Origin of the sequence: Allobosea sp. LjRoot9, from assembly GCF_964252745.1 — a bacterium.
Lineage (GTDB): Bacteria > Pseudomonadota > Alphaproteobacteria > Rhizobiales > Beijerinckiaceae > Allobosea.
Map to the genome: position 1 here is coordinate 882,377 of NZ_CAXUPC020000001.1, position 24,494 is coordinate 906,870.

Below are 24,494 nucleotides of genomic sequence, written 5' to 3' on the forward strand. Positions count from 1 at the left end.
CCCCATGTCCCCAACTGGCCTGGGCAGCCGCGCGCGATCCAATCAGCGGCGCCGAACGCCAAAACCACAACGGAGGGAGTGGGGCCCGATGTTCGTGACGCGTATCTCCCGGTCCCCGGCTGGATGGCCTTGTGCCTTCTTGCCGGAACTACGGGCGACAGGCGCGAGAGGTCGCCTTCACACTTAGATGCCTGATGCGACCGAACTGATACTGTTCCTGCCGTGACGCGTTGCGGCCCCTCTGTCCACCCGTAGCTCTCGATGGAAGCCGGCTCCGCAATGATGCGGAGCCGTTTTCGTTCCGGCTCGCCCAGCAAGGTCGCGTGAAACGACGCTATCCCAGGCCGCCCGCATGCAGTCGATGAACGGAGAGCTCAGCACAAGATCCATTGGCCGAGATGACCCTTGCAGGCGATGGGCGCGACGGCTTGACCTTCAACGGAAAGAAGCCGGAGACCGTGGACGAGGATGAGTTGGAACTGGCCTGACCGGTCGGGGGTTACAGCCTTGCTCGCGCCGATCGACGCGTTTCCTGCCGCGGCTATGCATATCCGGCACGGCTTCATGATCGACCAACACTCACCAGGGAGAAGCCCGCGATGAAAGACAGCGTCAAGGAGAACATGGAGGTCATCGGAGCCGACGGTGTGCATGTCGGGACGGTCGATCGCTTCGACGGTGACCGGATCAAGCTCAAGATGAGCGACAGCTACGGGAAGCATGAAGGCCATCATCATTACATCGAGGCCGGCTTCGTGGCTGGCGTCGAAGGGAACAAGGTTCGCCTCTCCGCGAATGCGGATATCGCTGTGACCCTCGAGGAAGAAAAGTCCGGGCGGCCGGTGGATCTCTGATCCTCTCGAGGCAGTCGCATCGGCTGCGCAGCGAGACGTCAAGGCGCTGGTCGAGTTGCGCGTACCCTTCGACCTGATGCGCCAGCGGTCAGCCAACTGCTGCTTGCCGGGGCAAAGGCTCTTATGCGCTCGTGCGGGGGCGGAGACCTATACCGCCGCGAGCAGAGGGGGGATCCACTCCTCCATCACATCAAGCCTGTGGTGGATGGAGAGATCATCTGGGCGCCGGCGATCGAAGGCGGCTTCGTGCTGACGACCCGTGGCGGCGATTTCGAGCTCGATATCGGTCAGGAGATCTCGATCGCCTATCTCAGCCACTCCGGCGCAATGGTCGAGCTCCATCTGCAGGAGACTTTTACGTTCCGGATGCTAACGTCAGAAGCCTCCATTATCCCGGCGCCGGTGAACCCATGACTGCTCCGTCCGCACATCATGTCGTCATCGTCGGGGCCGGTTTCGGCGGCCTTGAAGCGGCGCGCGATCTTGCAGGCACGCCGGTGCGCATGACAGTCATCGATCGGCGTAATCATCACCTGTTCCAGCCTCTGCTCTACCAGGTGGCGGTTGCCTCGCTCGCGACATCGGAGATCGCCTGGCCGATCCGCTCTCTGTTGCACAGGCACAAGAACGTCACGACGCTGCTTGGGAGCGTCGTTGGCGTGAACATCTGGGAGAAAGAGGTTCTGCTGGACGGTGAGCCGGCGATCGCTTTCGACACCTTGATTCTGGCGACCGGCGCGCGCCATGCCTATTTCGGCCACGATGAGTGGGAACCCTATGCGCCTGGTCTGAAGACCCTCGAGGATGCAACCAAGATCAGGCGTCGCATCCTGTCGGCCTTCGAGCAGGCGGAGTGGGAAACGGATGAAGCCCGCCGCGCCACATTCCTCACCTTCGTGATCATCGGCGCAGGCCCGACCGGCGTGGAGCTCGCCGGCACGATCGCCGAGCTCGCCCGGGACACGCTGCGCGCCGATTTCCGCAATTTCGACACGCGCGGCGCACGTGTCGTCCTCATCGAAGCCGGTCCGCGCGTCCTCTCCGGCTTCAGCGAGGATCTGTCGGCCTACGCCCACCAGGCGCTGACGCGTCTCGGAGTCGAGATCAAGCTCGGGCACGCTGTTTCAAAATGCGGCGAGGACGGTGTCGAGCTCGGTGAAGAGTTTCTCCCGGCAAGGACGATTTTGTGGGCGGCGGGCGTCGCGGCCTCGCCGGCGGCCGATTGGCTGAATGCGCCCGCCGACCGGGCAGGGCGGGTTCTTGTGGAGGACGACCTCACCCTTCCCGGGCATCCGAACATCTTTGTGATCGGCGATACCGCCCATGTCGCCACGGCGGATGGAAAGCTTGTTCCCGGCGTCGCGCCGGCGGCAAAACAGGAGGGCGTCTATGTCGCCGAGGTGATCAAGGCCCGGTTGAGCGATCGAGCCGCGCCGCAGCCATTCACATACAAGAACGCCGGCAATCTCGCGACGATTGGCAAGCGCGCGGCCATCGTCGATTTCGGCTGGATCAAGCTGAAAGGGCGCCTAGCCTGGTGGATGTGGGGCATCGCGCACATCTTCTTCCTGATCGGGCTGCGCAACCGTCTCACCGTCGCTTTGAGCTGGCTGTGGATCTATATCAGCGGGCAGCGCAGCGCCCGCCTCATCACGCAAGGCGAAGTGAAGAAGAGCGGAGCGCCGAATTAGAGCGTTGTCGAGCGAAGCGGATACCGGTTCGCGTGAGGACAACGCATTAAAACAAAGATCTGGAGCAATTGAACGATCCAAGTGGATCGGACATCGCTCTAGCAATCATCAGAAGCCATGTTCATCAGCCGATCCCTGATGCCGAGCAGGGTTTGGCACAGGCTCTCCAGCTCGCTGACCCGAAAGCCGGTTGCGAGTTCGGGCAACTGCGCCGCCAGCCTTTCGTGGAGCACGCCGGTGAAGCGGGCCTCGCCAGCCGGTGAAACCACCAGACCGTTCTCCTGCTCGAACGCCGCGTTCCAGGCTATGGCCTCCTCCTGGGCAAGCCCCGCCGGCAGATCGAGTTTCAGTGTTCCCTCGCTCAATCGCACGGGATAACCGCCCGGCAGGCCGTTTGGCCCCGGGACATGGCCGCGCCACTCCCGGCCTGCCGCCATGGCGAGCAGCATCGGCACGCCACTGGCGCCGGAAATCTCGATCACCGGCTCCGGCGTCAACTGGATGTCTGCGAAGCGCGCGAAGACATCGTCGACCTCACTGCCGTCGATCCAGACGCGCGGCGGCGTTCCACCCCGTTGCGCCGGCGGGCGTCGCCAGGCCGCGAGGTTTTGATAATGGGCGAGAATCTTGATCTCCGCGCCGGCGGGAACCGAAGCCGAGCCGGCGAAGACATTGGACAGGATGGCGACATTGCCCATGCCGCAGGCGACGTCGTGGCCGAGCGCCGAGATGATGCCGTTGACGACATCCGGGAAGCTGCAGTTCACGAGTGTGATCGGCTCGCCCGAACGCGTGATCGCCGCCGCGACACGGGCGCTGATCAGGGCCTGGAAGACGGCGGTCGCGCTCAGGCCGCCCTCAGTGACAAGGCGGGTCCAGGCATTGCCGCGCTGGGCGATGACCTGCGAGGTCTGGATCGAGGCGGCCTGCACCAGGATGCGCGGGCCGGTCGCTGCGAGCAATGCGTCGGCAGCGTCGGGCGCCAGCAGGTCGATCGCATATGTGTCGAAGCGCGCCGGTTTGCCGAACAGGGCAGCTCGGGCGTTGGCGGCTGTGCGCAGCCAGCGCAGCCGCTCCTGATTGCGGCCGGCAATGGTGACAAGCACCGGCTGCTCCGCCGTCGCGGCGATGTCGAAGGCGATGCGCGCGGCAAAGCCGCCTGTGCCAGAGATCAGGATGTCGCAGGCAGCCATCTCAGCGCTCCGCCAATGCTGCGCGGTCCCAGCAATCATCGAGCCGGGGCGACAGCTTGTGTTTCATGATGCGCTGGCTTGCCGTGCGCTCGAACTCGTCGACCAGCGCGATGTAGCGCGGGTTCTGATAGGGGGCGAGCCGACGGCCGAGCCACTCCGACAGGGTCGCAGGATCGAGAATCGCGCCTTCGCTCGGCTTGACGAACAGTTTGATGTCCTGCTCGCCGATATCGGCTGCGACGCCGATCATGGCGCAATCCTCCACCGCCTCGTGCTCGGCGGCGACATGTTCGACCTCCCAGGCCGAGACGTTCTCGCCGCGACACCGCACGCTGTCGGTCATGCGGCCGTGGAAATAGAGGTTCCCGTCGGCGTCGAAGGAGCCGAGATCGCCGGTGTGCAGCCTGCCATTGCGCAGCGCCTTTGCAGTAGCCTCGGGATTGTTGAGATAACCCGGGAAGATCGCGCCCGACAGCGTGGTCTCGACAACGATCTCGCCACGCTCGCCGGTGGCTACGGGGAGGCCGTCAGGGCCAAGCAGCGCAACGCCGAACCATGGCATGCAACGACCGACTGAGCCCACCACGCCGCTATCGTTGCAGGTGGTGATGCTGGAGGCTTCCGTCATGCCGTAGCATTCGCGGATCTCGACGCCGAAGCGCTGCTGGAATTGCGGCCAGATATCGGGCGGGCAGCCGCCGCCCCAGGCGATGCGGACGCCATGATCGCGGTCGAGCGGGCCGGGCGGCTGCTTCAGCAGGATCTGCAGGATGCCGCCGAGATAATGGATATGGCTCGCGCCCTCGGCCTTGACCTGCGCCCAGAAGCGGCTGGCGCTGAAGCGCTCGACCATGGCGAGCGTGACGTCGCGGATCATCGGCAGGGGCAGGAGCTGTGCTCCGCCGATATGATAGAGCGGCTCCCAGACGAACAGTACCTCTCCCGCCTGCGCCGCGGAGACGAGGCCGACGCCCTCGGCCGCCAGCCGCAGCATACGATGCGAGACGATGACGCCCTTGGGACGACCCGTGGTGCCCGATGTGTACATGATCGCGAACACCGCATCAGGCGCCGGCGGCGGCTGCTCGAAAGCGCTCTCCCCGGCGAGGATGGCGTCGAGACCGCCGGTCGGCCCGTGGACGAGGATCGCGGGCGCATCGCTCGCAGGCAGCGCCTCGGAGACGAGCGCGGCGAGGTCCTCGTCGGCGATGACGAGTCGCGGGCCGGAATGGCTCAGCAGATAGCGCAGCCCGTCGCCGCGCTGCTGCGCGTTGACGGGAACCCAGGCGACGCCAGCCTTGGCCAGACCGAAAACACAGGCGATCGCAGCGATGCTGTTCCTCATCATCACCGCGACGCGCTCACCGGGCGCTATGCCGCTTGCGCGCAGATAGGCCGCGAAGGCGCAGGCCTGCCGGTCGAGCGCGCCATAGCTCACCGGTTCGCCATTGAAGCGGGCATAGGTCCCGTCGGGATCGCGCAGGGCGCGTTCGCTCAGCAGACCGACAAAGCCGTCATCATCGAAAGGCATGGGACACTCTGGATCGTCGCAAATCGGGTTCAAGGCGCGCGGCGGAAGCGTTCTGCAGTCACGAGCATCACCGTGACCACCACGAAGACGACAACGGATACGGCCGCCAGGGTCGGGTTCAATTGCAGGATCATGTCGTCCCACATCTGTTTCGGCAGGGTCGTCTTGATGCCGCCGCTGACGAAGATCGCGATCGTCAGCTCGTCGAAGGAGGTGATGAAGGCGAAGAGGAAGGCGGCCACCAGGCCACCTTTCACCAAGGGAATCGTCACACCGACCAGGGTGCGCAGGCGATTGGCGCCGAGCGTGGCGGCGGCCTGGTCGAGACGCTGGTCGTAGCTCTTGAGCACGGCGGCGATGGTGACGAGCGTGAACGGGATCGCCAGCACGGTATGGCCGATGATGAGGCCCAGATCCGTCGCGATCAGGCCCATCCGGGCAAACAAATAGAACAGCCCGACCGCGATCACGATGCGCGGCACGATCATCGGCGCGAGAAAGAAAGCGAAGATAAGCCCGCCCCAACGCGTGCGGCTGTTGGCCAGCGCCAGCGCCGTGAAGCCGCCGACCATCGTTGCGGCGACCGCGGTGGCGAAGGCGACGAGGAAGGAGCGGATCGTTGCCTGGATCCAGAGCGGCGAGGCGAAATAGGTCTCGAACCAGGTCAGGCTATAGCCCGGCGGCGGGAATTCGAGGAATTGCGAGGAGGTGAAGGCGAGCGGGATCACGAGCAGTGTCGGCACCACGAGGAAGGCGATCGTGACCCAGGCGAAAAGCGGCAGGATCAGACCGCTGCCGCGCTTGCCGAGAACCATGCGGGTCAGCGCGGCGAGCTTGCCCGCCAACGCCGCGATCCAGCCGAGGATAACGAGGCCGAGATCGCGGACGCGTCCCGTGCTGACCTGTGCGGAGCCGCCCGCAATGGTCGAGAGGCCGAAGAGCCGGTCATAGAGCCAGCAGGAGATCAGCGCGGTTGCAAGCATCATGGCCGCGAGCGCTCCCGCGAAGGGCCAGTTCAGCAGTTCCTGGATCTGGGTGATGATGAGCTGCGCCAGCATGGTCTCACGGCGACCGCCGAGGAATGCCGGCACGATGAAGAAGCCGAGCGAGGAGATGAAGACGAGCAGTCCTGCGGCGGCGACGCCAGGCAGCGAGAGCTTGAAATAGACCAGCCAGAAGGCATGAGCCGGCGAGGCCCCGAGCGTCTGCGCCGCCTGGACGAGGCGCCGGTCGATGCCGGCCATGACCGGCAGAAGCGTCATCACCGCTAGCGGCACCATGGCGTGAACCATGCCGACCATGACGCCGAACTCATTGTGGAGCAGCGCCAGCGGCTGATCGACGATCCCCGAACCCGTCGCCAGCGCGTTGATGATGCCGCCGCGGCCGAGCACGATCATCCAGGCGAAGGTCTTGACGAGATAGCTCGTCCAGAACGGCACCATGACGAAGAGCAGCATGCGGCCGCGGAACATGTCAGGCAGGCGCGCCAGCCAATAGGCTAAGGGATAGCCGATCAGCAGCGAATATAATGCCGTGTAGCCAGCGATGCGGAAGGTGATGCCGAGGACGCGCAGATAGACATCCGTGCCGGCGATACGCTGATAGGTCGCCGTCGAGAAGGCGCCGGTCGCGGGATCGACAAGGCTCAAGCCCAGGAGCTGCGCGACCGGATAGGCGAAGAAGACGCAGAGGAAGATGACGCCAGGCAGCGCGAGCCAGAGCGGGCCCAACCGCGGCAGTCGCCAACCCGTCCGATGCTGCCTAGCTGCGATCGTGCCGCTCATGACACCAGCACCGCCTTGTCGCGCTGCCAGCCGGCGACGATGCGCTCGTCGAGGCCGGGAACCGTTTCGCCGGGGCCGAGGCGCAGCACGAGCGCGGCGCCATCGCTGAGCCTGGCGATGATCCGTGTCTCCGAACCTGCATAGACGATCTCGCTGACCGTCCCGGTGACGCTGTTGCCGACCTCGGTGCCGAGATGCAGATGCTCGGGGCGGATCACCAGGGCGCCCTTGCCATTGTCGCAATGCGCGCCATCGGGCAGGGCGAAAAGGCCATGCGCGGTTTCGAGCGAGCCATTGGCGGTCGCCGTGCCCCGGAAGATGTTCGAAATGCCGATGAAGTCGGCTGCGAAGGCGGTGCGCGGCCGCTCATAGATCTCGCGCGGCGTGCCGAGCTGCTCGATTTTGGCATGGTTCATCAGGCAGATCCGGTCGGAGAGCGCCAGCGCCTCCTCCTGATCATGCGTGACATAGACGATGGTCGCGCCGCTTTCGCGATGCAGCCGCTTGATCTCGATCTGCATGTGCTCGCGCAGCTTCTTGTCGAGCGCGCCCAGCGGCTCATCCATCAGGATGATCGAGGGCTGGTAGACGAAGCAGCGGGCGAGCGCGACGCGCTGCTGCTGTCCGCCCGACAATTCGCGCGGAAAGCGCTGGGCGAGATGGCCGAGATGGACCATCTCGAGCGTATCAGTGACGCGCCTGGTGATCTCGGCTGCCGCCCTGCCGCGCATCTTGAGCGGAAAGGCGATGTTCTCGGCAACCGTGAGATGGGGGAACAGCGCGTAGTGCTGGAACACCAGCCCGATGTCGCGCTGATGCACCGGCGTGCGCGACTGGTCGCGCCCATCGATGATCACGCGGCCTTCGCTGGCCTCCACGAGACCGCAGATCAACTGCAGCAACGTCGTTTTGCCGGAGCCCGAGGGGCCCAGCAGCGTGAGGAACTCGCCTTCACCGACGCTGAGCGAACTCGCTTCGAGGGCCGTGGTCGCGCCATAGCGCTTGCACAGTCCCTCGACGACGAGCTTGGACGGCCTCTCGCCGCCGTGAGGCTGGATCGCCACCACAGTCACCGGTCTCAGGTCAGCAGCCAGGCGTTGAAGCGCTCGGTCACGGCGGCGCGGTTGGCGCTCCACCAGCCCTCATTGGCGATCGCCATCAGCTTGAGGTTGTCCGGCGCGGTCGGGAGCGATTTGGCGCGGTCGGCGGGAATCGTCTTGTAAGCGTCGAGATTGGTCGGCCCATAGGCCAGGATCTCGGTGTAGACGGCCTGCGCCTGCGGCGAAGAGCAGAACTTGATGAACTGCCGCGCTGCCTCGGCGCGCGGACCGCCCTTCGGCATGGCCCAGCCCTCGATCGAGTAAAGGCCCTGGTTCCAGACGATCTTGGCCGGCGTGCCGCCATCGATTGCGGCCTGGAAACGCGCGTTCCAACCGGGGATCATGTCGACCTCGCCGCTCTGCAGCAATTGCGTCGACTGGGCGCCGCCGGTCCACCAGACCGCGATATGCGGCTTGATCTTGTCGAGCATCTTGAAGGCGCGCTCGATATCGAGCGGGTAGAGCTTGTCGAGCGGCACGCCGTCGGCGAGCAGCGCCTGCTCGATCGAGTCGATCGGGTTCTTGCGCAGGGCGCGGCGGCCCGGAAATTTCTCGACGTTGAAGAAGTCGGTCCAGCTCGTCGGCGCGTTCTTCACCCGGTCGGTGCGATAGGCCAGGACGGTCGAATAGACGTCCGTGCCCATGAAGTTGTCCGAAATCGCCTCCGGCATCAATTGCGGTACGTCGGCATGGGAGAAGCCGATCGGATCGAGCAGATTCTGGGAGGCCAGGATGTCGCGCGCCGACAGCGTCAGCGTGCACACGTCCCATGTGTAGGATTTGGTCTCGACCATCGCCTTGAACTGGGCGGTCGGCTCCGCTTCACGGGCGACGTTGACAACCTTGTTGCCGGTCGCCTTCTCGAAGGGATCGTAGAAGGCCTTGCGGAAGGCGGGACCGAAAGGTCCGCCGGGATCGGCGACCGTGATCTGCGTCGCCGCATTGGCACGCCCGATCAAGGCGGGTGCGAGCATCGCTCCGGCGGCCGCGCCACCTGCCAGTTGAAGCAGGTCGCGCCGGTTCGGAATCATCGTCTTACTGGTCATGGACATCTCCCCTTCAAGCGGTTTTCCGCAATTTCCCCATGGGTGATCGTGACGTCAGGCTCAGGCTGTCTTCCGCGCGGCTCTTTTTGCGAGGAATTCTTCCATCATGCGGGCGGGTTCTCCGGTGGCGTAGGCCTCGCGCTGGTTGCGGATGCCGGCCTGGAGGCACTCGCGGAAGCTTTCCTCCGTAACCTCGCGGAAGCGAGCCTTGTTGAGACGCATCGCGACAGGTGGCTTTCCGGCGAGCTCCGTGGCGAGTGCCAGCGCCGCCTCCATCACCGTCTCCTTCGCCACGATCCGGTTGATCAGGCCGATCCGGAAGCATTCGTCGGCATCCATCATCCGCCCGGTCAGGGTCAGGTCGATGGTGCGGGCGATCCCGATCATTTCGCGCATGATCCAGGGGCCGGTCACCGAGGCGATGCCGGAATTGATCTCCGGCTGGCCCATGGTGACGCCGTTATGGCCAATGCGCAGGTCGCAGAGCAAAGCGACCTGGAAGGCCGAGCCGGCGGCGACGCCGTTGAGCGCGGCGATGAGCGGCTTGGAGAGCGAGCGCAGCCGATCATAGAGGCGCTCCCACTCGCCCATCCAGAGTTCGGCGCGGTCGGGATCGAAGGTCTTGGTCTCGTTCAGGTCCTGGCCGGCCCCGAAAGCACGGTCGCCAGCGCCCGTCAGGACGATGGCGCGCACCGCCTCATTGGCTTCGAGCGCATCGAGCGCCTCGACCAGTCGCGCCCGCATCGGTGCGTTCCACGCATTCAGCACCTCAGGGCGGTTCAGCGTCAGAATCCCGACCGGGCCGCGAACCTCGCTTAGAACGAATGCCTGCATGGATTCCGTCTCCTGATGAGTTTCTATTACAATGCGATAATTTCTATTATTCAATCAACGCCAATGAGGTTACCTTGTCAACCGGGGTGGTCGCGGCCATTGATCCGGGGAAGGAGAAGACCTGCATGTCCACGCTTGACGCGAGCCCGGCCGGCCGCAAACGCGCCGCCACCTCGGACGATAAGGCCGAGAGGAAAGACGACGCCTTGATGGTGATGTCGGTCGAGAAGGCCTTTCGGGTGCTCTCGGCCTTCGGCCGTCAGCATCCGACGCTGAACCTGTCGCAGGTCGCATCCGTGACCGGGATGGATCTGAGCGCGGCCCAGCGCTTCACGCATACGCTGGTCAAGCTCGGCTTCCTGAGCAAGGACAGCGAGACCAAGCGCTTCGAGCTCACCGCCAAGACGCTCGACCTCGGCTACCATTTCTTCCGCAGCAGCCGCCTGGTCGATCGGGCGATGCCCTATCTGATGCATCTCAGCAAGGAGACCGAGGAGACGGTCAATCTGACCATGCTCGAGGACACCGAGATCATCTTCGTCTCGCGCTTCCTCAGCCGGCATGTGCTGAACACGGATGTCATCATCGGCACGCGGATGCCGGCCTATTGCACGGCGCCTGGCATCGCGATGCTGTCCCGGCTGCCCGAGGCCGAAGCGATGGCGATTATCGATCGCTCCGACCTGCAGCCCCATACGCCGTCCACGACCTGGCAGCGCGAGAGCCTGGTGAGCAAGATCCGGGAGGCGAGGGCACAGGGTTACGCGACAGCCTTCGAGGAGTTCTATCTAGGCGACGCCTCGATCGCGGCGCCGATCCTCGATCATCGCGGCCGGCCCGAAGGGGCGGTGAATGTCGCGGTGTCGTGTTCGCGCTACAGCCGCGAAGAGGTCGTGACGCGCTACTCCTCCCTGATCATCGCCACCGCCCACGCGATCTCGCGGGTCTGAGAGAGGCTGCGCGGCACGCGGCTTGACAGGTTGACGACGTGCCTATCATCATCCGCATTATCTTATTGCATTGCAATAGAATGGCGCGGAGACGGGGATGGATGATCACGCCGGCCAGTTCGTGCGGGCCGTGTCGCGGCAAGGGCCGCGCATCACGCTCCAATTCGACGGAGAGGCGGTGGAGGCGTCCGAAGGCGAGAGCCTGCTCGCCGCTCTGCTGACGCAACGCTCGTTCTTGCGGCGCACGGAATTCGGCAGCGAGCCACGCGCCGGCTTTTGCCTGATGGGGGGCTGCCAGGATTGCTGGGTCTGGTCGGATACGGGTGGGCGATTGCGCGCCTGCACCACCAACGTGGCAGCGGGCATGGTCTTGCGCAGCCAGCCGCCAGGGTTGGATGCCTTGCGTGGCTGAGATCGTTGTCGTCGGCGCCGGCCCGGCCGGCATCAATGCCGCAGAGCGGCTTTGCGCGCATGGTCATCGCGTGGTGCTGGTCGATGAGGGCCGGCAGGCCGGCGGCCAGGGCTATCGCCGACCGTCGCCTGGTCTCGACCTCGACATGGCGGCGCTGATGGGCACGGAGGCCGGCAAATACGAGGCGCTGCACGCCCGCTTCGCCAGGCTGCTGCCGCAGATAGACTATCGTCCGCAGACGCTGGTCTGGGCGGTCGAGGGCTGTACGCTCCATTTGGTCCAAGCGGGTGTTGCCTCGACGCTGCGTTTCGACGCGCTCGTTCTCGCAACCGGCGCCATGGACAAGATCGCGCCGCTTCCCGGCTGGACGCTACCGGGCGTGTTCACGCTCGGTGGGGCGCAGGTCGCGCTCAAGGACCAGGGTTGCCTGATCGGTCGGCGTGTCGCCTTCCTCGGCTCATCGCCTCTGCTGGCCCTCGCGGCGGCGCAATACCGCAAGCTTGGCGGCGAGGTGGTGGTCATTGCCGACACCACGCCTTTCGCGAGCAAGCTGGCGGCGCTGCCGGCCTTGGCTCGTTCGCCGCGCACGCTGTGGCGCGGCCTGTCCTATCTGGGCGGTGCGATGCTGGCAGGCGGTCCGGTCCTGCATGGTGTGACACCGGCTAAGGTGGTCGGCGACGGCCATGTCGAAGGCTTGATCCTGCGCGACTGGCGCGGGCGCGAGCGACATTTCCCCTGCGACGCCATTGCGCTGGGCTATGGTCTTAAGCCTGAGACGCAACTGGCCGAGCTCGCCGGCGCGACGCTTCGCTTTGACGAGGCCTTCCGGCTCTGGCTGCCGCAATGCGACGCTGATGGCCGCGCCGCGCCGGGTCTCTATCTCGCCGGCGACGGCGCGGCGATCGGCGGGGCCGACGCGGCCGAGGCCAGCGGCGGGCTCACGGCGATGGCGGTGCTCGCCGATTTGGGCGAGCCGGTCGATGAGCGGGCGCGCCTTGCGCTCCGCCGCAAGCTCGCCCGGCTGCGCGGCTTCCAGAAGGGGCTGGCGAAAGCTTTCGCCTGGCCGGTCGCACAGATCCGCGCCTTGCCGGATGAAGTGATGCTCTGCCGCTGCGAGGAAATCCGCATCGGCGAGGTCAGGCAGGCGATGGCGCAGCAGCTCGGCCCGGTCGAAATCAACCGGGTCAAGGCGATGACACGCTGCGGCATGGGGCGCTGCCAGGGCCGTGTCTGCGGCCCGGCGTTGCAGGAGATCGTCGCGGGCGCAGCCGGGATCGCAGGCGAACAGGCCGGCCGGCTGCGGGCGCAGGCGCCGGTCAAGCCGATCGCGCTCTGCGTGGCGGGCGAAGCGCCATGAGCAGGCATATGGCGGATGTTGTGATCGTCGGCGGTGGCTTGATCGGCGTCTGGGCCGCCTTCTTCCTGGCCCGGCGCAAGCAGCGCGTCGTCTTGATCGAGAAAGGCGTCGTCGGCGCGCAATCGAGCGGCACGAATTTCGGCAATCTGCGGCTCCAGGGCCGCTTTCCCGGTCAATACCCGCTCTCGCTGCGCGCCCAGGCGTTGTGGGAGGAGATCGAGGCCCTGATCGGCGAGGATTGCGAGTTCGCGCAGACCGGCCATCTCTATCTCGCCTATGACGACGAGGAGAGAGTGAAGCTCGAAGGCTATGCGCAGGTCTCCGAATCCCATGGCCTCGCCATCGAGCGCCTGGGACCATGCGAGCTGCGCAAGCGCTGGCCCTGGCTGAGCGAGCGGGCGGTCGCCGCGACCTTCTCTACGCGCGACGCAACGGCCAATCCAAGGCTGGTGACGCCAGCCGTCGCGCGTGCCGCACGAGCACTGGGCGTGACCATCATCGAGAATGCCTGCGTCACCGATGTGGAGCGCAGCGGCGACGCTTTCTCGGTGAAGACGGCCGATGGCGCGCATTGGAGCTGTGGCGCTCTCGTCAATGCGGCGGGCGCCTGGGCGGTCGCAATCGCCGAGCGCTTCGGCGAGACCGCACCGATTGTCCCGGCCGGCCCACCGCAATTCGTGACGGAGCCCTTTCCCTATCTGATCGAGCCTTCGATCCAGTCTATCGACGGCTCGGTGATCTTCCGGCAGATCCCGCGCGGCAACATCATCCTCGCGGGTTATCCGCGCACGGTGGCCGATCAGGTCAATCATCGCGCGCCGGTCCCTCCGGCCAAGACATTGGCGGCGATGCGCGCGCTCGCCAGGGTCGCTCCGATCCTGGCGCAGTGCCACGTCATCCGTGTCTGGTCGGGAATCGAGGGCTATCTGCCCGACATGATCCCGGTGATCGGCCCGAGCCTGACGGTGCCGGGCCTGTTCCACGCCTTCGGCTTCTGCGGCCATGGCTTCCAGATCGGGCCGGGCGTCGGGCTTTGCCTGAGCGAGATGATCGTCGACGGGGCGACACCGACGCCGCTCGAGCCCTTCTCGATCGGTCGGTTCCGCGAGAGCGTCGCGGTCAGCGAAAAGTTCCGGAAGGAATTCGACGGCGCGTGACGCGGCGAGGGTGGAGATTGAAGCAATCTGGGCCTGCAAAGCGCGCCAATGCGAAGGCCCGGGCTATTGAGCGCCAATGAAATTCCGACTAGACGCCTGGGAGGGCCGGGGCTACCGGAACGCTGGCCGTAGCGGTGATGCTCAAGCAGTCAGCCCGGCTCAGATGGTACGATATTTCAACAGGTTGCAATGCTTCTTGAACAGTCGAACGGGGTTGAGATGATGCGGCTTGCGGGTGGACGCGAAGCGGTCTGCTCGCCATGACGGTGCGTGCGATCGTCGGCTATCCCGATGCGCGGCTGCGTGTGCCGGCCGAGCCGGTTGTTGATTTCGACGAGGAGCTCGGCGCGCTCGTCAATGATCTCGTCGATACGATGCGGGCGGCTCCCGGCATAGGCATCACGGCCCCGCATATCGGCTGCGCGCGGCGCGTCGTCGTAATCGAGCTGGCCGCTGCGGATGGCGTCCGGGTTTATGTCAATCCTGAGATCGTTCAGGCTTCCCGGGAGATGATCCGGCATGAGGAGGGCAGTATTTCCATGCCCGGCGTGACCGAGGAGGTCGAGCGGCATGCGAAGCTGTCGGTCCGCTACCGGGACCAGGACGGCAGCGAGCGGTCCGAGGACACTGAGGGTTTGCTCGCGGTCTGTCTCCAGCACGAGATCGACCAGCTCGACGGCATGTTCTGGATTCACAGGCTTTCGCGCCTGAAGCGCGAGCGCTTGATCAAGCGCTATGAGAAGCTGGCACGGCGCTGAAGGGATTCGAGGCGGCTATGACAATCACGATCTACGGCATCAAGAACTGCGACACGATGAAGAAGGCGCGCAACTGGTTGGAGGCGCGGGGCGTCGCCCATGCCTTCCACGACTACAAGGCGAGCGGCATAGACCGCGCCTCCCTGGCGCGCTGGGTCGATGAGCATGGCTGGGAAACAGTCCTCAACCGTGCCGGCACGACCTTTCGCGCTTTGCCTGATGCCGACAAGCAGGGGTTGGATGCCGGGAGGGCGATCGCGCTGATGCTGGCACAACCCTCGATGATCAAGCGCCCGGTGCTCGATCTCGGCGGCAAGACGCTGGTGGGCTTCAAGCCGGAGGTCTATGCAGGCGCGCTGGGCTGAGGCCGAGCCGTTGCGTCACGCCGGCCCAGCGCGCACCGCACTTCCGTCAGGCGCTGTGCTGGGCTAACTCGCAGGCCATGACCTTCCAATCCACGACAACCGATTTCAGCTTCCATCTCGCCGCCCGCGACGGTGCGGCCCGCACCGGCGAGATCCGCATGCCGCGCGGCGTCATTCGGACGCCCGCCTTCATGCCGGTCGGCACCGCCGCGACCGTCAAGGGCATGTACCCCGAACAGGTCAAGGCGCTCGGCGCCGATGTCGTGCTCGGCAACACCTATCATCTGATGCTGCGGCCGGGCGCGGAACGCGTGGCGAAGCTCGGCGGCCTGCACAAGTTCATGAACTGGCCGCATCCGATCCTGACCGATTCCGGCGGCTTCCAGGTGATGTCGCTCTCCCAGCTGCGCAAGCTGACGGAGGAGGGCGTCACCTTCCAGTCGCATATCGACGGTTCGAAGCATGTGCTCACGCCCGAGCGCTCGGTCGAGATTCAGGACCTGCTCGGCTCCGACATCGTGATGCAGCTCGACGAATGCGTCTCGCTGCCTTGCGAGGACAAGGTGGCGGAAAAGGCGATGCGCCTGTCGCTGCGCTGGGCTGAGCGCTGCAAGGCGGCCTTCGGCAATCCGGCAGGGCGCGCGCTCTTCGGCATCGTCCAGGGTGGGGCGGTGCCGGCGCTCAGGATCGAGAGTGCGCGCGAACTCGTCGCCATGGATCTCAAGGGCTACGCCATCGGCGGCCTCGCCGTCGGCGAGCCGCAGGACATCATGCTGGCGATGATCGAGACGGTCGAGCCGCACCTACCGGTGGAGAAGCCGCGCTATCTGATGGGCGTCGGCACGCCCGACGATCTCGTCGAGGCGGTCTCGCGCGGCATCGACATGTTCGACTGCGTGATGCCGACGCGCGCCGGCCGCCACGGCCAGATCTTCACGCGCTTTGGCCGGATGAACCTGAAGAACGCCAAGCATGCCGAGGATCCGCGGCCGATCGACCCGCAATCGTCCTGCCAAGCCGCAAATGGCTATGCGCGTGCCTATCTGCACCACCTCGTCAAGGCCGAGGAGATGCTCGGCAAGATGCTGCTGACCTGGGTCAATCTCGCTTATTATCAGGAATTGATGGCGGGCCTGCGCGCCGCGATCGCTGAGGGGCGGCTCCAGGACTTCATCGCCGAGACCAAGGAAGGCTGGGCGCGGGGAGACACCTCTGGCGAGCCGGCGTGATCGATCCCTGGTTCGTCCTGCTATTCGCCAAGATGGCGGTCGCGGCGTCGGTCGTCGTCGGCTGTTCGCTGCTGGCCGAGCGTTCCGGGCCGATGGTCGCGGCGATGATCGCGACGCTGCCGATCTCGGCGGGGCCGGTCTATGTCTTCCTCGCGCTGGAGCACGAGCCCGCTTTCCTGGCGGCTGGTGCGCTTGGCAGCATGTCCGCCAATCTCGCCAATACCGGGTTGTCGCTGGCCTATGTCCTGCTGGCGCAGCGCTTTGGCACGCTGCTCAGCCTCGGTGCGGCGCTGGCGGCCTGGCTGGTGGCTGCGATGACGCTACGGGCGCTCGAGCCGTCCTTCATTGTTCTGGTCTGCGCCACGGTGGTCGGCTTCGGCGCGCTGCACCTGCTGTTCCGGCCCTATCTCGCGGCGCGGCCGAAGGCGGTGTCAGCCCGGACCTGGTATGCGATCCCGCTGCGCGCGGGCGCCGTCGCCATGCTGGCGGGCACGGTCACCACACTCAGCAGCCATGTCGGCCCGGCCTGGTCGGGCGTGCTCGCGGCGTTCCCGGTCGTGCTGTCGAGCATGATCGCGATGCTTCAGCCGCGCATCGGCGGGCCGGCCATGGCGGCCGTCATCGCCAACAGCGCGCTCGGGCTGATCGGCTTCGGGCTGGCGATCGGCAGCGTCCATCTGAGTGCCGTGGCGCTCGGTTCCGGCCTATCGCTGGGGCTGGGGCTCGCCATTTGCATAGTCTGGAATCTCGGCCTGATGCGGCTCAAGCGCAGTCGGAGCTGAGCGCCGCCAGGAGGCGACGAACAAGCCGCCGATGATCAGCCCGATGCCGGCGATCTGGAGACCGCTCGGGATTTCGCCAAGGACGGGGATGCCCAGCAGTGTGCCGATGACGGGGATCATCGGCGGGAAACGGCCAACCACGGCCGGGCCCAGCACGCGCGCCGCCCAGCTCCAGATCCACAGGCCCAGGATCACGTTGAGCACGCCCTGATTGATGCCGTGCAGCGCGATGACCCACCAGGGCGCGACATCGAAGCCGCGAAAATAGAACAGCGCATAGAAGGGCAGGTAGACCATCGACAGCACCGAGACGATCGCGGTCGCCTTCAGCGCATCGACGCGCCAGAGCTGGATCAGCAAGGGGTAGCATCCCCAGATCAGCCCGACGCCGAGGAAGCAGAGATCGCCGAGAAGGATCGTGGGATTGGTGTGTGTGCTGCCGGCGATGGCGAGGCAGGCGAGCCCGAAGAGCACCGCACCGATGCCGAGGAAGAGCTGCCGCGTCAGCGCCGTGGCAAACAGGATGACGCCGCCGACGATGCCGATCACGGTCACCAGTCCCGGGCCGATCGTCGCGCCATGGGCTGCCGGCGCATAGGTCAGCCCGGTCAGCAGCAGATAGCTCATCGGCAGCCCGCTCATGATCGCGAGCGTGGCGCCCCGGCCCCAGCCGACGCCTCCGCAAGTGGAGAGGCCGCCTGAGAGGAAAGTCGGCAGCAGGATGAGCCCGGCCGTGCCGAAGCGCAGCGCCAGCAGGTCATGCGGGCTGAGTCCGTTGAGGATGGCGTGCCGGCTGACGACGAAATTCGCGCCGAAGATCACCATGGCCACGACCATGCCGCCGAAGGCGAGCCGCCAGCGCTGGCGATCTCGCGCCAGCATGGACTCCGAAAGCGGCAGGACCTTGTGCATGCCCCTTGTTACCGCGCCGGTCGGCTCGCCCGTTAGATGGTGGGATGCATGGGAGCTGTGCGATTTTTTCGCAGTGCAGCAGAGACTTTGCGGCGCAGCGGAAACAAACCGAGACAATCGATCGCAATTGCACCCTGCTTCGGCCTTTCTCGCGCCGGCTGCAGGCGGTTCTCTGAGCAGGTTCATGGAGAACCGAATATGTCCCTTTCCTCCGTATTCGCCGGTTCGAAGCGCTTTCTCGGCCATGTCGGCAACCAGGCCGCGGTCTCGATCGTGGCGTCTGCGGTCGCGGCGGCCTTTTTCGCTCTGCCCCAGGCTGTCACGACCGCACCTGGCCTGATCGCGGCGAAGGCCGAATCTCAAGGCTGGATCTCTCCCGTCGCGCCGGACGGCAAGATCAGGGAGCGCCATCACGATGCGGGGGGCGGCGAGGTGCTGACGCAGTCGCTGACCGCGCGCGGCCTGATCGTGCCGGCTGCTTCGGCGATGCCGATGGCGGTGGCTTGGGCGCAGCCCGAGACCGGATTGCCGTCGGCGCCTCAGCCCAACCCGGTCGTGGCTGCCGAGGTTCATGCACGGACGGCGCAGGTGCTGCCCCCTATCCGCAAGGCCGCGCCGGCGGGTGAGAAGACCGCGTCGGCGGGCGAGCGTTCGCATCAGGTCGCGGAAGCGGCGCCGCAATTGATCTTGCCGGCCGTCCAGGTGGTCGAAGCGGCTTCAGCGTCGGACGGATTCGAGCCTGTGGCTGTGGCGCGGCCGGCGCCGACGATCCTTGGCCGGGCCGTGCCCGAGCCGGTCGCGCGCGTCGGCGATGTCATGTCGAGTGCCGTTGGCACTGTCGGCGCGGCGGGCTTTTGGACGCTGTCGCGGGCGTCTAGCCTGTTGCCGCGCCTTTAGCGGGTTTGGCTAGAGCAATGTGGCGATCCGATTGGATCGTCAGATTGCTCTAGATCTTTGTTTTAACGCGTTTTCTTCGCGCGAGCCGGTAGCCACTTAGCGCGAAAGCGCCTCAAGCGAGGGCCTTCAGCGCGTCGCGCCCGGCATAGATCGCCTGTGCGCCCAGCTCTTCCTCGATACGCAGGAGCTGGTTGTATTTCGCCGTCCGGTCGGAGCGGGCGAGCGAGCCGGTCTTGATCTGCCCGCAATTGGTCGCGACCGAGAGATCGGCGATGGTCGAATCCTCGGTCTCGCCCGAGCGATGCGACATCACGGCGGTGTAGCCGGCGCGCTGCGCCATTTCGACGGCAGCCAGCGTCTCGGTCAGCGTGCCGATCTGGTTGACCTTGACCAGGATCGAGTTTGCCGTCTTCGCCTTGATGCCGCGCGACAGGCGCGTCACGTTTGTGACGAAGAGATCGTCGCCAACGAGCTGGCACTTCGAGCCGATCGCGTCGGTCAGCGCCTTCCAGCCCTCCCAGTCGTCCTCGGCCATGCCGTCCTCGATCGAGACGATCGGATAATTGCCGACGAGCTTGGCGAGGTATTTGGCCTGTGTCTTGGGATCGCGGGTTTTGCGTTCACCTTCATAGACATAGGAGCCGTCCTTGAAGAACTCGGTTGCGGCGCAGTCGAGCGCCAGCGCGATGTCCTCGCCGGGCTTGTAGCCGGCCTTCTCGACCGCCTGCATGACGAAATCGAGCGCGGCTTCCGCCGATTTCAGGTTCGGCGCAAAGCCGCCCTCGTCGCCGACATTGGTGTTGTGGCCGGCGTCGTGCAGCGCCTTCTTCAGCGTGTGGAAGATCTCCGAGCCCATGCGCAGCGCCTCCGCGAAGGAGGGTGCGCCGATCGGCATGACCATGAACTCCTGGAAGTCGATCGGGTTGTCGGCATGGGCGCCGCCATTGACGATGTTCATCATCGGCACAGGCAGGACACGCGCCTGCGTGCCGCCGACATAGCGGTAGAGGGCCAGGCCGGAGGCTTCGGCGGCGGCCTTGGCGACGGCGAGCGAGACGCCGAGGATGGCGTTGGCGCCGAGCTTGCTCTTGTTGGGGGTGCCGTCGAGCTCGATCATCGCCGCGTCGATGGCGACCTGATCCTCGGCGTCCATGGCGACGAGCTGTTCGGCGATTGCGACATTGACGGCCTCGACCGCCTTGAGCACGCCCTTGCCGAGATAGCGGCTCTTGTCGCCGTCGCGCAGCTCGACTGCCTCATGCGCGCCCGTCGAGGCGCCGGAGGGAACGGCGGCGCGGCCCATCGAGCCGTCTTCGAGCACGACATCGACCTCGACGGTCGGGTTGCCGCGGCTGTCGAGGATCTGACGGCCGATGATGTCGATGATCGCGGTCATGGGAAGCTCCGGAGAACGGCAGGACAGGAGTGATGGCGCGCTTCTAGCCAACGCAGCGCCGAACGGAAAGGGGCGGGTGGCGTTTGCGGCTCCGAGGTCATAAAAGGCCGCCTTCAAGGAGCATTCGCGATGACCCTCGACGCCTCGACCCTGCAGCTCGGCCAGCACAGCGCCTTGCCCGCCTCGCCGGAGGAGGCACGCCTCGACCGCGTGCCCAACCCGCATGCCGGCACGAATTATCTCGCCCGCTTCACCTGCCCGGAATTCACCTCGATCTGCCCGGTCACCGGCCAGCCCGATTTCGGCATCCTGGTGATCGACTATCTGCCGGGCGACTGGCTGGTCGAATCCAAGTCGCTGAAGCTCTATCTCGGCGCCTTCCGCAACCATGGCGCCTTCCACGAGGATTGCACCGTCAATATCGGCAAGACGCTGGTCGAGCTGTTGCAGCCGGTCTGGTTCCGCATCGGCGGCTACTGGTATCCGCGCGGCGGCATCCCGATCGACGTGTTCTGGCAGACGGGCGAGCCGCCCAAGGGCCTCTGGTTGCCCGATCAGGGCGTTGCGCCCTATCGCGGCCGCTGACGCCAACGTGGGCAAATCCAGTCAGGCGCTTTGAGTGAGTGCTTTCAACTTGTCGAGCAGAGCGTCTGCTGGGACGTTCTGCTCCTCGTCGATGCCAAGAAATCGCTTACCCGCATCTTCGAACAGATATGTATCGAATTCGGGCGCAGACATCTCGGCAATGAGATAGGGCAAGCCGCGCATATCGCCGCGTCGCGCCAACCCGTGAAGAGCTTCGGCGCGGGTGATGGCATCTTCATCCAACATCACGCGGCGCATCAGCGCTTCGCGTATCTCAGGCCCATCAAACTCCAAGGCCGCCCCAATTCCGGTGGTAGCCCAATCCCTAGTCTGAGCGCCGCGGTCCTCCATCAGCGTCAGCAATGTTCGAACGGCATCGCCCGAAAAATGCGGCCAGCAGCACCCAACCAGAGAAAACGCGACGCCGTGGCGAACGCGAGGGCTACGGTGGCGCGAGCGTGAAATGAGCGCTGCCTCTGCACGAGGATTGCCGAGGTGGCCAAACGCGAAGATGGCGGCAACGAGCACATCAAGATTGCGTTCCTGCTTGACCAGATTCAGCAGAGCAGCACAGCATTCTTCGGGAAAGCTTCGATTTCTGTGCGGATCTCTCGGCCCGAGTTGCCCAAGGATTCGTGCACCCAACTCCCGCCGCTTTGGTTCGGGAGAGATACAAAGATCGCACGCCGCGTCTAGGACCTCTCGGGTTCCGCTTTCCATCAGGCTAACGAGGAAAGGAACGGGACCGTCATCGATCTGGTCCGCCTCAGCCAAGGCAAGTTCGATCAGCTCTGCAGTCGGCCTAGCCTCCGACTGATTGTGCAATTTCGATTGAGACATATCGCTTTTGCGCTCATTCACGCGAGACAAAATATCGTTGAGTTGGCACACCCTGTCGATTTCTAGGGCTGGCTGTTAAGTTCGACTACCCGCCAGCGGCAGGATGCGCGGCGTGAGCTGCCCGAGTGTGGCGATCGCGATGGCGAAGATTATGATCGCGGCGCCCGTGCCGATGAGGTGCATCAGCACGCCCATCACCACCGGCCCCATCGCCTGACCAAGAAAGAAGCAGCAGGCGAACAGGGCGACCGCCGATCCGCGCACGCTCGGCGCGAGCTCCGTCGCCTGCGCCTGGAAGGTGCCGTGCAGCAGGAAGAAGCCGAACCCCTGGAAGCTGAAGAGGATGATCGCGCTCCACCAGGGCCAGTCGAAGGCAAACAGCGCGAGCGCACAGGCGCAGATAGCCCCGCCGACGCGCGTCATCAGCGAGGGGCCGAGGCGCTCGACCAGGATCCGGGTCAGAAGCCCATAAACCAGGCAGCCGAAGCCCATGCCGGCGATGGCGAAGCCGGCTTGTGCCGGGCCGACACCCGAGCGGTCGGCCAGGATCGCCGCGACATAGGACGGGACGCCGAAGAGCAGGGTGCCCTCGGTGATGACGAGGCCGTAGAGCAGCTTGGTCTTGGGATTCGAGAACACCGTCCTGTAGTTCGCGATCGCGCCCGAGAGGCTCAAGGGTTGGCGTGTGACATTGCGGCGCGGCTTCAGCACGAAGGCGACGAGGAGAGCGGCCAGGACAGCGATGACTGCCGCCGACAGGAAGGCCGCGCGCCAGCCGGCATGGGTCGCAATCAGGCCGGAGCAGGCAGAGCCCGACATTTGCCCCACGATCATCAGCACCAGGAAGTGCCCGAGCGCGACTTGGCGTTCCCGCATCGGGGCGCGATCGCCGATCGCCGCCATGGCGATGGGGATGACGCCGCCCGAGGCGATGCCGGTCAGCGCGCGCAGCACCGTCATCGTCTCGTAGGACCAGGAGAAGGCTGCGGTGGTCGAGAGCGTGGCCAGGACGATCAGGCAGATCAGGATGGTGCGCACCTTGCCGATCGAGTCGGCGATAGGGCCGAGGAAGGGCTGGCCCAGCGCATAGGATAGAGAGAACGCCGTCACCATCGCCACGATCTGCGGCACGGTCTGTGCGAATTCGTTCGCCAGCGTCGGAATCAGCGGATCGACGATCCGCATCGTGAAGGTCGATGCGAAGCCGCAGGCTCCGAGGACGAGGATGAGTGGGCGCAGCGAGGCAGGCGTTGGCGAAGCAGCGGAGCTTTCAGACATAAGCCAGCGTAGGCAAGCGCCGTGCCTTGGCAAGCAGGTCAAAGCCTTGCAGCTCTGCGATCAGCGCAGGGAAGTCGGCGAGCGGCACCATGTTGGGGCCGTCCGAGGGGGCCTTGTCCGGATCGGGATGGGTCTCGATGAAGACGCCGGCGACCCCGACGGCGACGGCGGCCCGGGCCAGCACCGGCACGAATTCGCGCTGCCCGCCGGAGGAGGAACCCTTGCCGCCCGGCTGCTGCACCGAATGGGTGGCGTCGAAGATCACCGGCGCGCCGATCTCGGCCATGATCGGCAGGGCTCGCATGTCGGAGACCAGCGTGTTGTAGCCGAAGGAGGCGCCGCGCTCGGTCAGCATGACGTTGGGGTTGCCGCTCTCGGTGATCTTGGCGGCGACATTGACCATGTCCCAGGGCGCCAGGAACTGGCCCTTCTTGACGTTGACGACGCGGCCAGTTTTAGCCGCCGCGACCAGGAGATCGGTCTGGCGGCAGAGAAAGGCCGGGATCTGCAGCACGTCGACGATCTCGGCAACGGCGGCGCATTGGCTCGCTTCATGCACATCGGTCAGGACGGGCATGCCGGTGCGTTCGCGGATCTCGGCGAAGACGGGCAGGGCGGCGTCGAGGCCCATGCCGCGCTGGCCCCGGGCGCTGGTGCGGTTGGCCTTGTCGAAAGAGGTCTTGAAGACGATGCCGATGTCCAGGCGTTCCGAGATTTCCTTCAGGGCGAAGGCCATCTCGAGCGCATGCTCGCGGCTTTCCATCTGGCAGGGGCCGGCGATCAGCGAAAGCGGCAGGCTGTTGCCGAAACGGACCGGCCGGGCGAGGTCGGAGCCGATGCTGACGATGGCGTTGGCGGTCATGGGCGAGGTTCCTGGGCAAGGTTCCTGGGCGAGGATGCCCGCCGGGCTTAGGTCCGGGGCGTGGGTGGGTCAAGCGAGAGCTGTCTTGCACAGCAATGCAGGCTTGCACTGCAATCTTGGGAGGCATCGCGCCAAACGGACTGGCGAAGCAGCCGCGAGGTCTGTAAATTCGCGGACGAAGCATTATGTCGGGTGGGAACGCCGGGAAACGATCTTGAGAACAGCAGCGACGATGACGGGTGAGGCAAGGGGCGGCACGGATCGGCGCGCCGTGATTGTGCCACGTTCGTCCGCCGAGATGGTCGAGCGCCCCAAGCGCCCCAACGCGCCGTCAGATGGCGGCCGGGACGGGACAGGGACCGCGGTCCTGACGCGGACGCGGACGCGCAAACCCAATCTCTACCGGGTGCTGCTACTGAACGACGACTACACGCCGATGGAGTTCGTCGTTCACGTTCTCGAACGCTTCTTCAACAAGGACCGCGCCGAGGCGACGCTGATCATGATGCATGTGCATCAGAACGGCGTCGGCGAATGCGGTGTCTTCACATACGAGGTCGCCGAGACCAAGGTGACACTCGTCATGGATCTTGCACGCAAGCACATGCACCCGCTGCAATGCGTGATGGAGAAGAAGTAGCCTTGCGTTTGGACGATCTGGATTCGGTCTCACCTCTG

General features: G+C 65.5%; 25 protein-coding genes. 14 read left to right on the forward strand and 11 right to left on the reverse strand.

Annotated elements, in window-relative coordinates; all coding sequences use genetic code 11:
- The first annotated feature begins 599 nt into the window (after nucleotides 1-599).
- The 3 genes from ACSQ3P_RS04175 to ACSQ3P_RS04185 all read left to right on the forward strand — a co-directional run bounded on the left by ACSQ3P_RS04175 (nucleotide 600) and on the right by ACSQ3P_RS04185 (nucleotide 2,545).
- Entirely contained in the window at nucleotides 600-854 is a 255-nt protein-coding gene (locus ACSQ3P_RS04175) for a DUF2171 domain-containing protein (RefSeq protein WP_436164369.1), read from the forward strand.
- Nucleotides 855-977: 123 nt separating this feature from the next.
- Nucleotides 978-1,268 carry an encapsulin gene (locus tag ACSQ3P_RS04180; protein ID WP_436164370.1) on the forward strand — a complete coding sequence of 97 codons (291 nt, stop codon included), beginning with the start codon at nucleotides 978-980 and terminating at the stop codon, nucleotides 1,266-1,268.
- Nucleotides 1,265-2,545, forward strand: coding sequence for an NAD(P)/FAD-dependent oxidoreductase (locus ACSQ3P_RS04185; RefSeq protein WP_436164371.1), 1,281 nt, complete (start codon nucleotides 1,265-1,267; stop codon nucleotides 2,543-2,545). Before ACSQ3P_RS04180 ends, ACSQ3P_RS04185 begins: the two co-directional genes overlap by 4 nt.
- 98 nt (nucleotides 2,546-2,643) lie before the next feature.
- Here ACSQ3P_RS04185 and ACSQ3P_RS04190 read toward each other — a convergent pair whose 3' ends face one another.
- From ACSQ3P_RS04190 to ACSQ3P_RS04215, 6 genes are read right to left on the reverse strand one after another with little or no spacing between them, the layout of a single operon-like run.
- Nucleotides 2,644-3,738: a hypothetical protein gene (locus tag ACSQ3P_RS04190; RefSeq protein ID WP_436164372.1), complete on the reverse strand. Its 1,095-nt coding sequence runs from the start codon at nucleotides 3,736-3,738 to the stop codon at nucleotides 2,644-2,646.
- A gap of 1 nt (nucleotide 3,739) precedes the next feature.
- Nucleotides 3,740-5,269, reverse strand: a complete 1,530-nt coding sequence (locus ACSQ3P_RS04195; protein ID WP_436164373.1) for a class I adenylate-forming enzyme family protein — start codon at nucleotides 5,267-5,269, stop codon at nucleotides 3,740-3,742.
- Between the two features lie 29 nt (nucleotides 5,270-5,298).
- Nucleotides 5,299-7,056, reverse strand: a complete 1,758-nt coding sequence (locus ACSQ3P_RS04200; protein ID WP_436164374.1) for an ABC transporter permease subunit — start codon at nucleotides 7,054-7,056, stop codon at nucleotides 5,299-5,301.
- Entirely contained in the window at nucleotides 7,053-8,120 is a 1,068-nt protein-coding gene (locus tag ACSQ3P_RS04205; protein ID WP_436164375.1) for an ABC transporter ATP-binding protein, read from the reverse strand. Before ACSQ3P_RS04205 ends, ACSQ3P_RS04200 begins: the two co-directional genes overlap by 4 nt.
- 14 nt (nucleotides 8,121-8,134) lie before the next feature.
- Nucleotides 8,135-9,202: an ABC transporter substrate-binding protein gene (locus ACSQ3P_RS04210; protein WP_436164376.1), complete on the reverse strand. Its 1,068-nt coding sequence runs from the start codon at nucleotides 9,200-9,202 to the stop codon at nucleotides 8,135-8,137.
- Between the two features lie 60 nt (nucleotides 9,203-9,262).
- The gene (locus ACSQ3P_RS04215) at nucleotides 9,263-10,036 is read right to left on the reverse strand and encodes an enoyl-CoA hydratase/isomerase family protein (protein WP_436164377.1); all 774 of its coding nucleotides are present in this window, start codon (nucleotides 10,034-10,036) and stop codon (nucleotides 9,263-9,265) included.
- Between the two features lie 125 nt (nucleotides 10,037-10,161).
- On the opposite strand from ACSQ3P_RS04215, the gene ACSQ3P_RS04220 reads away from it, so the two are divergent.
- From ACSQ3P_RS04220 to ACSQ3P_RS04255, 8 genes are all read left to right on the forward strand, one after another.
- Nucleotides 10,162-10,986, forward strand: coding sequence for an IclR family transcriptional regulator (locus ACSQ3P_RS04220; RefSeq protein WP_436164378.1), 825 nt, complete (start codon nucleotides 10,162-10,164; stop codon nucleotides 10,984-10,986).
- A gap of 97 nt (nucleotides 10,987-11,083) precedes the next feature.
- Nucleotides 11,084-11,398, forward strand: coding sequence for a (2Fe-2S)-binding protein (locus ACSQ3P_RS04225; protein ID WP_436164379.1), 315 nt, complete (start codon nucleotides 11,084-11,086; stop codon nucleotides 11,396-11,398).
- Nucleotides 11,391-12,755, forward strand: a complete 1,365-nt coding sequence (locus ACSQ3P_RS04230; RefSeq protein WP_436164380.1) for an FAD-dependent oxidoreductase — start codon at nucleotides 11,391-11,393, stop codon at nucleotides 12,753-12,755. The genes ACSQ3P_RS04225 and ACSQ3P_RS04230 overlap by 8 nt, the downstream gene beginning before the upstream one ends.
- Nucleotides 12,756-12,763: 8 nt before the next feature.
- On the forward strand, nucleotides 12,764-13,912 hold the full coding sequence (locus tag ACSQ3P_RS04235) for an NAD(P)/FAD-dependent oxidoreductase (protein ID WP_436164381.1): 1,149 nt from the start codon (nucleotides 12,764-12,766) through the stop codon (nucleotides 13,910-13,912).
- A 260-nt stretch (nucleotides 13,913-14,172) separates the two neighbouring features.
- The gene (locus tag ACSQ3P_RS04240) at nucleotides 14,173-14,670 is read left to right on the forward strand and encodes a peptide deformylase (protein WP_436164382.1); all 498 of its coding nucleotides are present in this window, start codon (nucleotides 14,173-14,175) and stop codon (nucleotides 14,668-14,670) included.
- Nucleotides 14,671-14,687: 17 nt separating this feature from the next.
- Nucleotides 14,688-15,035, forward strand: coding sequence for an ArsC family reductase (locus tag ACSQ3P_RS04245; RefSeq protein ID WP_436164383.1), 348 nt, complete (start codon nucleotides 14,688-14,690; stop codon nucleotides 15,033-15,035).
- A gap of 77 nt (nucleotides 15,036-15,112) precedes the next feature.
- Entirely contained in the window at nucleotides 15,113-16,264 is a 1,152-nt protein-coding gene (tgt, locus tag ACSQ3P_RS04250; RefSeq protein WP_436164384.1) for a tRNA guanosine(34) transglycosylase Tgt, read from the forward strand.
- Nucleotides 16,261-17,046: a hypothetical protein gene (locus ACSQ3P_RS04255; protein ID WP_436164385.1), complete on the forward strand. Its 786-nt coding sequence runs from the start codon at nucleotides 16,261-16,263 to the stop codon at nucleotides 17,044-17,046. The genes tgt and ACSQ3P_RS04255 overlap by 4 nt, the downstream gene beginning before the upstream one ends.
- Here ACSQ3P_RS04255 and ACSQ3P_RS04260 read toward each other — a convergent pair.
- The gene (locus ACSQ3P_RS04260; protein WP_436164386.1) at nucleotides 16,969-17,928 is read right to left on the reverse strand and encodes a DMT family transporter; all 960 of its coding nucleotides are present in this window, start codon (nucleotides 17,926-17,928) and stop codon (nucleotides 16,969-16,971) included. The two genes, ACSQ3P_RS04255 and ACSQ3P_RS04260, sit on opposite strands and share 78 nt — an antisense overlap.
- A 228-nt stretch (nucleotides 17,929-18,156) precedes the next feature.
- On the opposite strand from ACSQ3P_RS04260, the gene ACSQ3P_RS04265 reads away from it, so the two are divergent.
- Nucleotides 18,157-18,855 (forward strand): hypothetical protein, encoded by a 699-nt coding sequence (locus ACSQ3P_RS04265; protein WP_436164387.1) that lies wholly within the window; start codon nucleotides 18,157-18,159, stop codon nucleotides 18,853-18,855.
- A 112-nt stretch (nucleotides 18,856-18,967) separates the two neighbouring features.
- On the opposite strand, the gene eno is transcribed toward ACSQ3P_RS04265, so the two are convergent.
- A complete protein-coding gene (eno, locus tag ACSQ3P_RS04270) occupies nucleotides 18,968-20,251 on the reverse strand; it encodes a phosphopyruvate hydratase (protein WP_069691779.1) in 1,284 nt (427 codons plus the stop codon).
- A gap of 129 nt (nucleotides 20,252-20,380) precedes the next feature.
- On the opposite strand from eno, the gene queF reads away from it, so the two are divergent.
- Complete coding sequence (queF, locus tag ACSQ3P_RS04275) at nucleotides 20,381-20,836, forward strand: preQ(1) synthase (protein ID WP_092166021.1); 456 nt, start codon at nucleotides 20,381-20,383, stop codon at nucleotides 20,834-20,836.
- 21 nt (nucleotides 20,837-20,857) lie between these two features.
- Here the strand turns inward: queF and ACSQ3P_RS04280 are convergent, their stop codons facing one another.
- The 3 genes from ACSQ3P_RS04280 to kdsA are packed head-to-tail and all read right to left on the reverse strand — an operon-like array spanning nucleotide 20,858 to nucleotide 23,816.
- Entirely contained in the window at nucleotides 20,858-21,697 is an 840-nt protein-coding gene (locus ACSQ3P_RS04280) for a hypothetical protein (RefSeq protein WP_436164388.1), read from the reverse strand.
- Nucleotides 21,698-21,751: 54 nt separating this feature from the next.
- The gene (locus tag ACSQ3P_RS04285) at nucleotides 21,752-22,954 is read right to left on the reverse strand and encodes an MFS transporter (protein WP_436164389.1); all 1,203 of its coding nucleotides are present in this window, start codon (nucleotides 22,952-22,954) and stop codon (nucleotides 21,752-21,754) included.
- The gene (kdsA, locus tag ACSQ3P_RS04290) at nucleotides 22,947-23,816 is read right to left on the reverse strand and encodes a 3-deoxy-8-phosphooctulonate synthase (RefSeq protein ID WP_436164390.1); all 870 of its coding nucleotides are present in this window, start codon (nucleotides 23,814-23,816) and stop codon (nucleotides 22,947-22,949) included. Before kdsA ends, ACSQ3P_RS04285 begins: the two co-directional genes overlap by 8 nt.
- Nucleotides 23,817-24,114: 298 nt before the next feature.
- On the opposite strand from kdsA, the gene clpS reads away from it, so the two are divergent.
- Nucleotides 24,115-24,456, forward strand: a complete 342-nt coding sequence (gene clpS / locus ACSQ3P_RS04295; RefSeq protein WP_069693843.1) for an ATP-dependent Clp protease adapter ClpS — start codon at nucleotides 24,115-24,117, stop codon at nucleotides 24,454-24,456.
- The last annotated feature ends 38 nt before the right edge of the window (nucleotides 24,457-24,494 follow it).

What these genes read in the sequence shown, in the direction of transcription:
- ACSQ3P_RS04175 (WP_436164369.1), top strand. Translation starts at nt 600, where the DNA reads ATGAAAGACAGCGTCAAGGAGAACATGGAGGTCATCGGAGCCGACGGT.
- ACSQ3P_RS04180 (WP_436164370.1), top strand. Translation starts at nt 978, where the DNA reads ATGCGCTCGTGCGGGGGCGGAGACCTATACCGCCGCGAGCAGAGGGGG.
- ACSQ3P_RS04185 (WP_436164371.1), top strand. Translation starts at nt 1,265, where the DNA reads ATGACTGCTCCGTCCGCACATCATGTCGTCATCGTCGGGGCCGGTTTC.
- ACSQ3P_RS04190 (WP_436164372.1), bottom strand. Translation starts at nt 3,738, where the DNA reads ATGGCTGCCTGCGACATCCTGATCTCTGGCACAGGCGGCTTTGCCGCG.
- ACSQ3P_RS04195 (WP_436164373.1), bottom strand. Translation starts at nt 5,269, where the DNA reads ATGCCTTTCGATGATGACGGCTTTGTCGGTCTGCTGAGCGAACGCGCC.
- ACSQ3P_RS04200 (WP_436164374.1), bottom strand. Translation starts at nt 7,056, where the DNA reads ATGAGCGGCACGATCGCAGCTAGGCAGCATCGGACGGGTTGGCGACTG.
- ACSQ3P_RS04210 (WP_436164376.1), bottom strand. Translation starts at nt 9,202, where the DNA reads ATGACCAGTAAGACGATGATTCCGAACCGGCGCGACCTGCTTCAACTG.
- ACSQ3P_RS04215 (WP_436164377.1), bottom strand. Translation starts at nt 10,036, where the DNA reads ATGCAGGCATTCGTTCTAAGCGAGGTTCGCGGCCCGGTCGGGATTCTG.
- ACSQ3P_RS04220 (WP_436164378.1), top strand. Translation starts at nt 10,162, where the DNA reads ATGTCCACGCTTGACGCGAGCCCGGCCGGCCGCAAACGCGCCGCCACC.
- ACSQ3P_RS04225 (WP_436164379.1), top strand. Translation starts at nt 11,084, where the DNA reads ATGGATGATCACGCCGGCCAGTTCGTGCGGGCCGTGTCGCGGCAAGGG.
- ACSQ3P_RS04235 (WP_436164381.1), top strand. Translation starts at nt 12,764, where the DNA reads ATGGCGGATGTTGTGATCGTCGGCGGTGGCTTGATCGGCGTCTGGGCC.
- ACSQ3P_RS04240 (WP_436164382.1), top strand. Translation starts at nt 14,173, where the DNA reads ATGACGGTGCGTGCGATCGTCGGCTATCCCGATGCGCGGCTGCGTGTG.
- ACSQ3P_RS04245 (WP_436164383.1), top strand. Translation starts at nt 14,688, where the DNA reads ATGACAATCACGATCTACGGCATCAAGAACTGCGACACGATGAAGAAG.
- tgt (WP_436164384.1), top strand. Translation starts at nt 15,113, where the DNA reads ATGACCTTCCAATCCACGACAACCGATTTCAGCTTCCATCTCGCCGCC.
- ACSQ3P_RS04260 (WP_436164386.1), bottom strand. Translation starts at nt 17,928, where the DNA reads ATGCTGGCGCGAGATCGCCAGCGCTGGCGGCTCGCCTTCGGCGGCATG.
- ACSQ3P_RS04265 (WP_436164387.1), top strand. Translation starts at nt 18,157, where the DNA reads ATGTCCCTTTCCTCCGTATTCGCCGGTTCGAAGCGCTTTCTCGGCCAT.
- eno (WP_069691779.1), bottom strand. Translation starts at nt 20,251, where the DNA reads ATGACCGCGATCATCGACATCATCGGCCGTCAGATCCTCGACAGCCGC.
- queF (WP_092166021.1), top strand. Translation starts at nt 20,381, where the DNA reads ATGACCCTCGACGCCTCGACCCTGCAGCTCGGCCAGCACAGCGCCTTG.
- ACSQ3P_RS04285 (WP_436164389.1), bottom strand. Translation starts at nt 22,954, where the DNA reads ATGTCTGAAAGCTCCGCTGCTTCGCCAACGCCTGCCTCGCTGCGCCCA.
- kdsA (WP_436164390.1), bottom strand. Translation starts at nt 23,816, where the DNA reads ATGACCGCCAACGCCATCGTCAGCATCGGCTCCGACCTCGCCCGGCCG.
- clpS (WP_069693843.1), top strand. Translation starts at nt 24,115, where the DNA reads ATGGTCGAGCGCCCCAAGCGCCCCAACGCGCCGTCAGATGGCGGCCGG.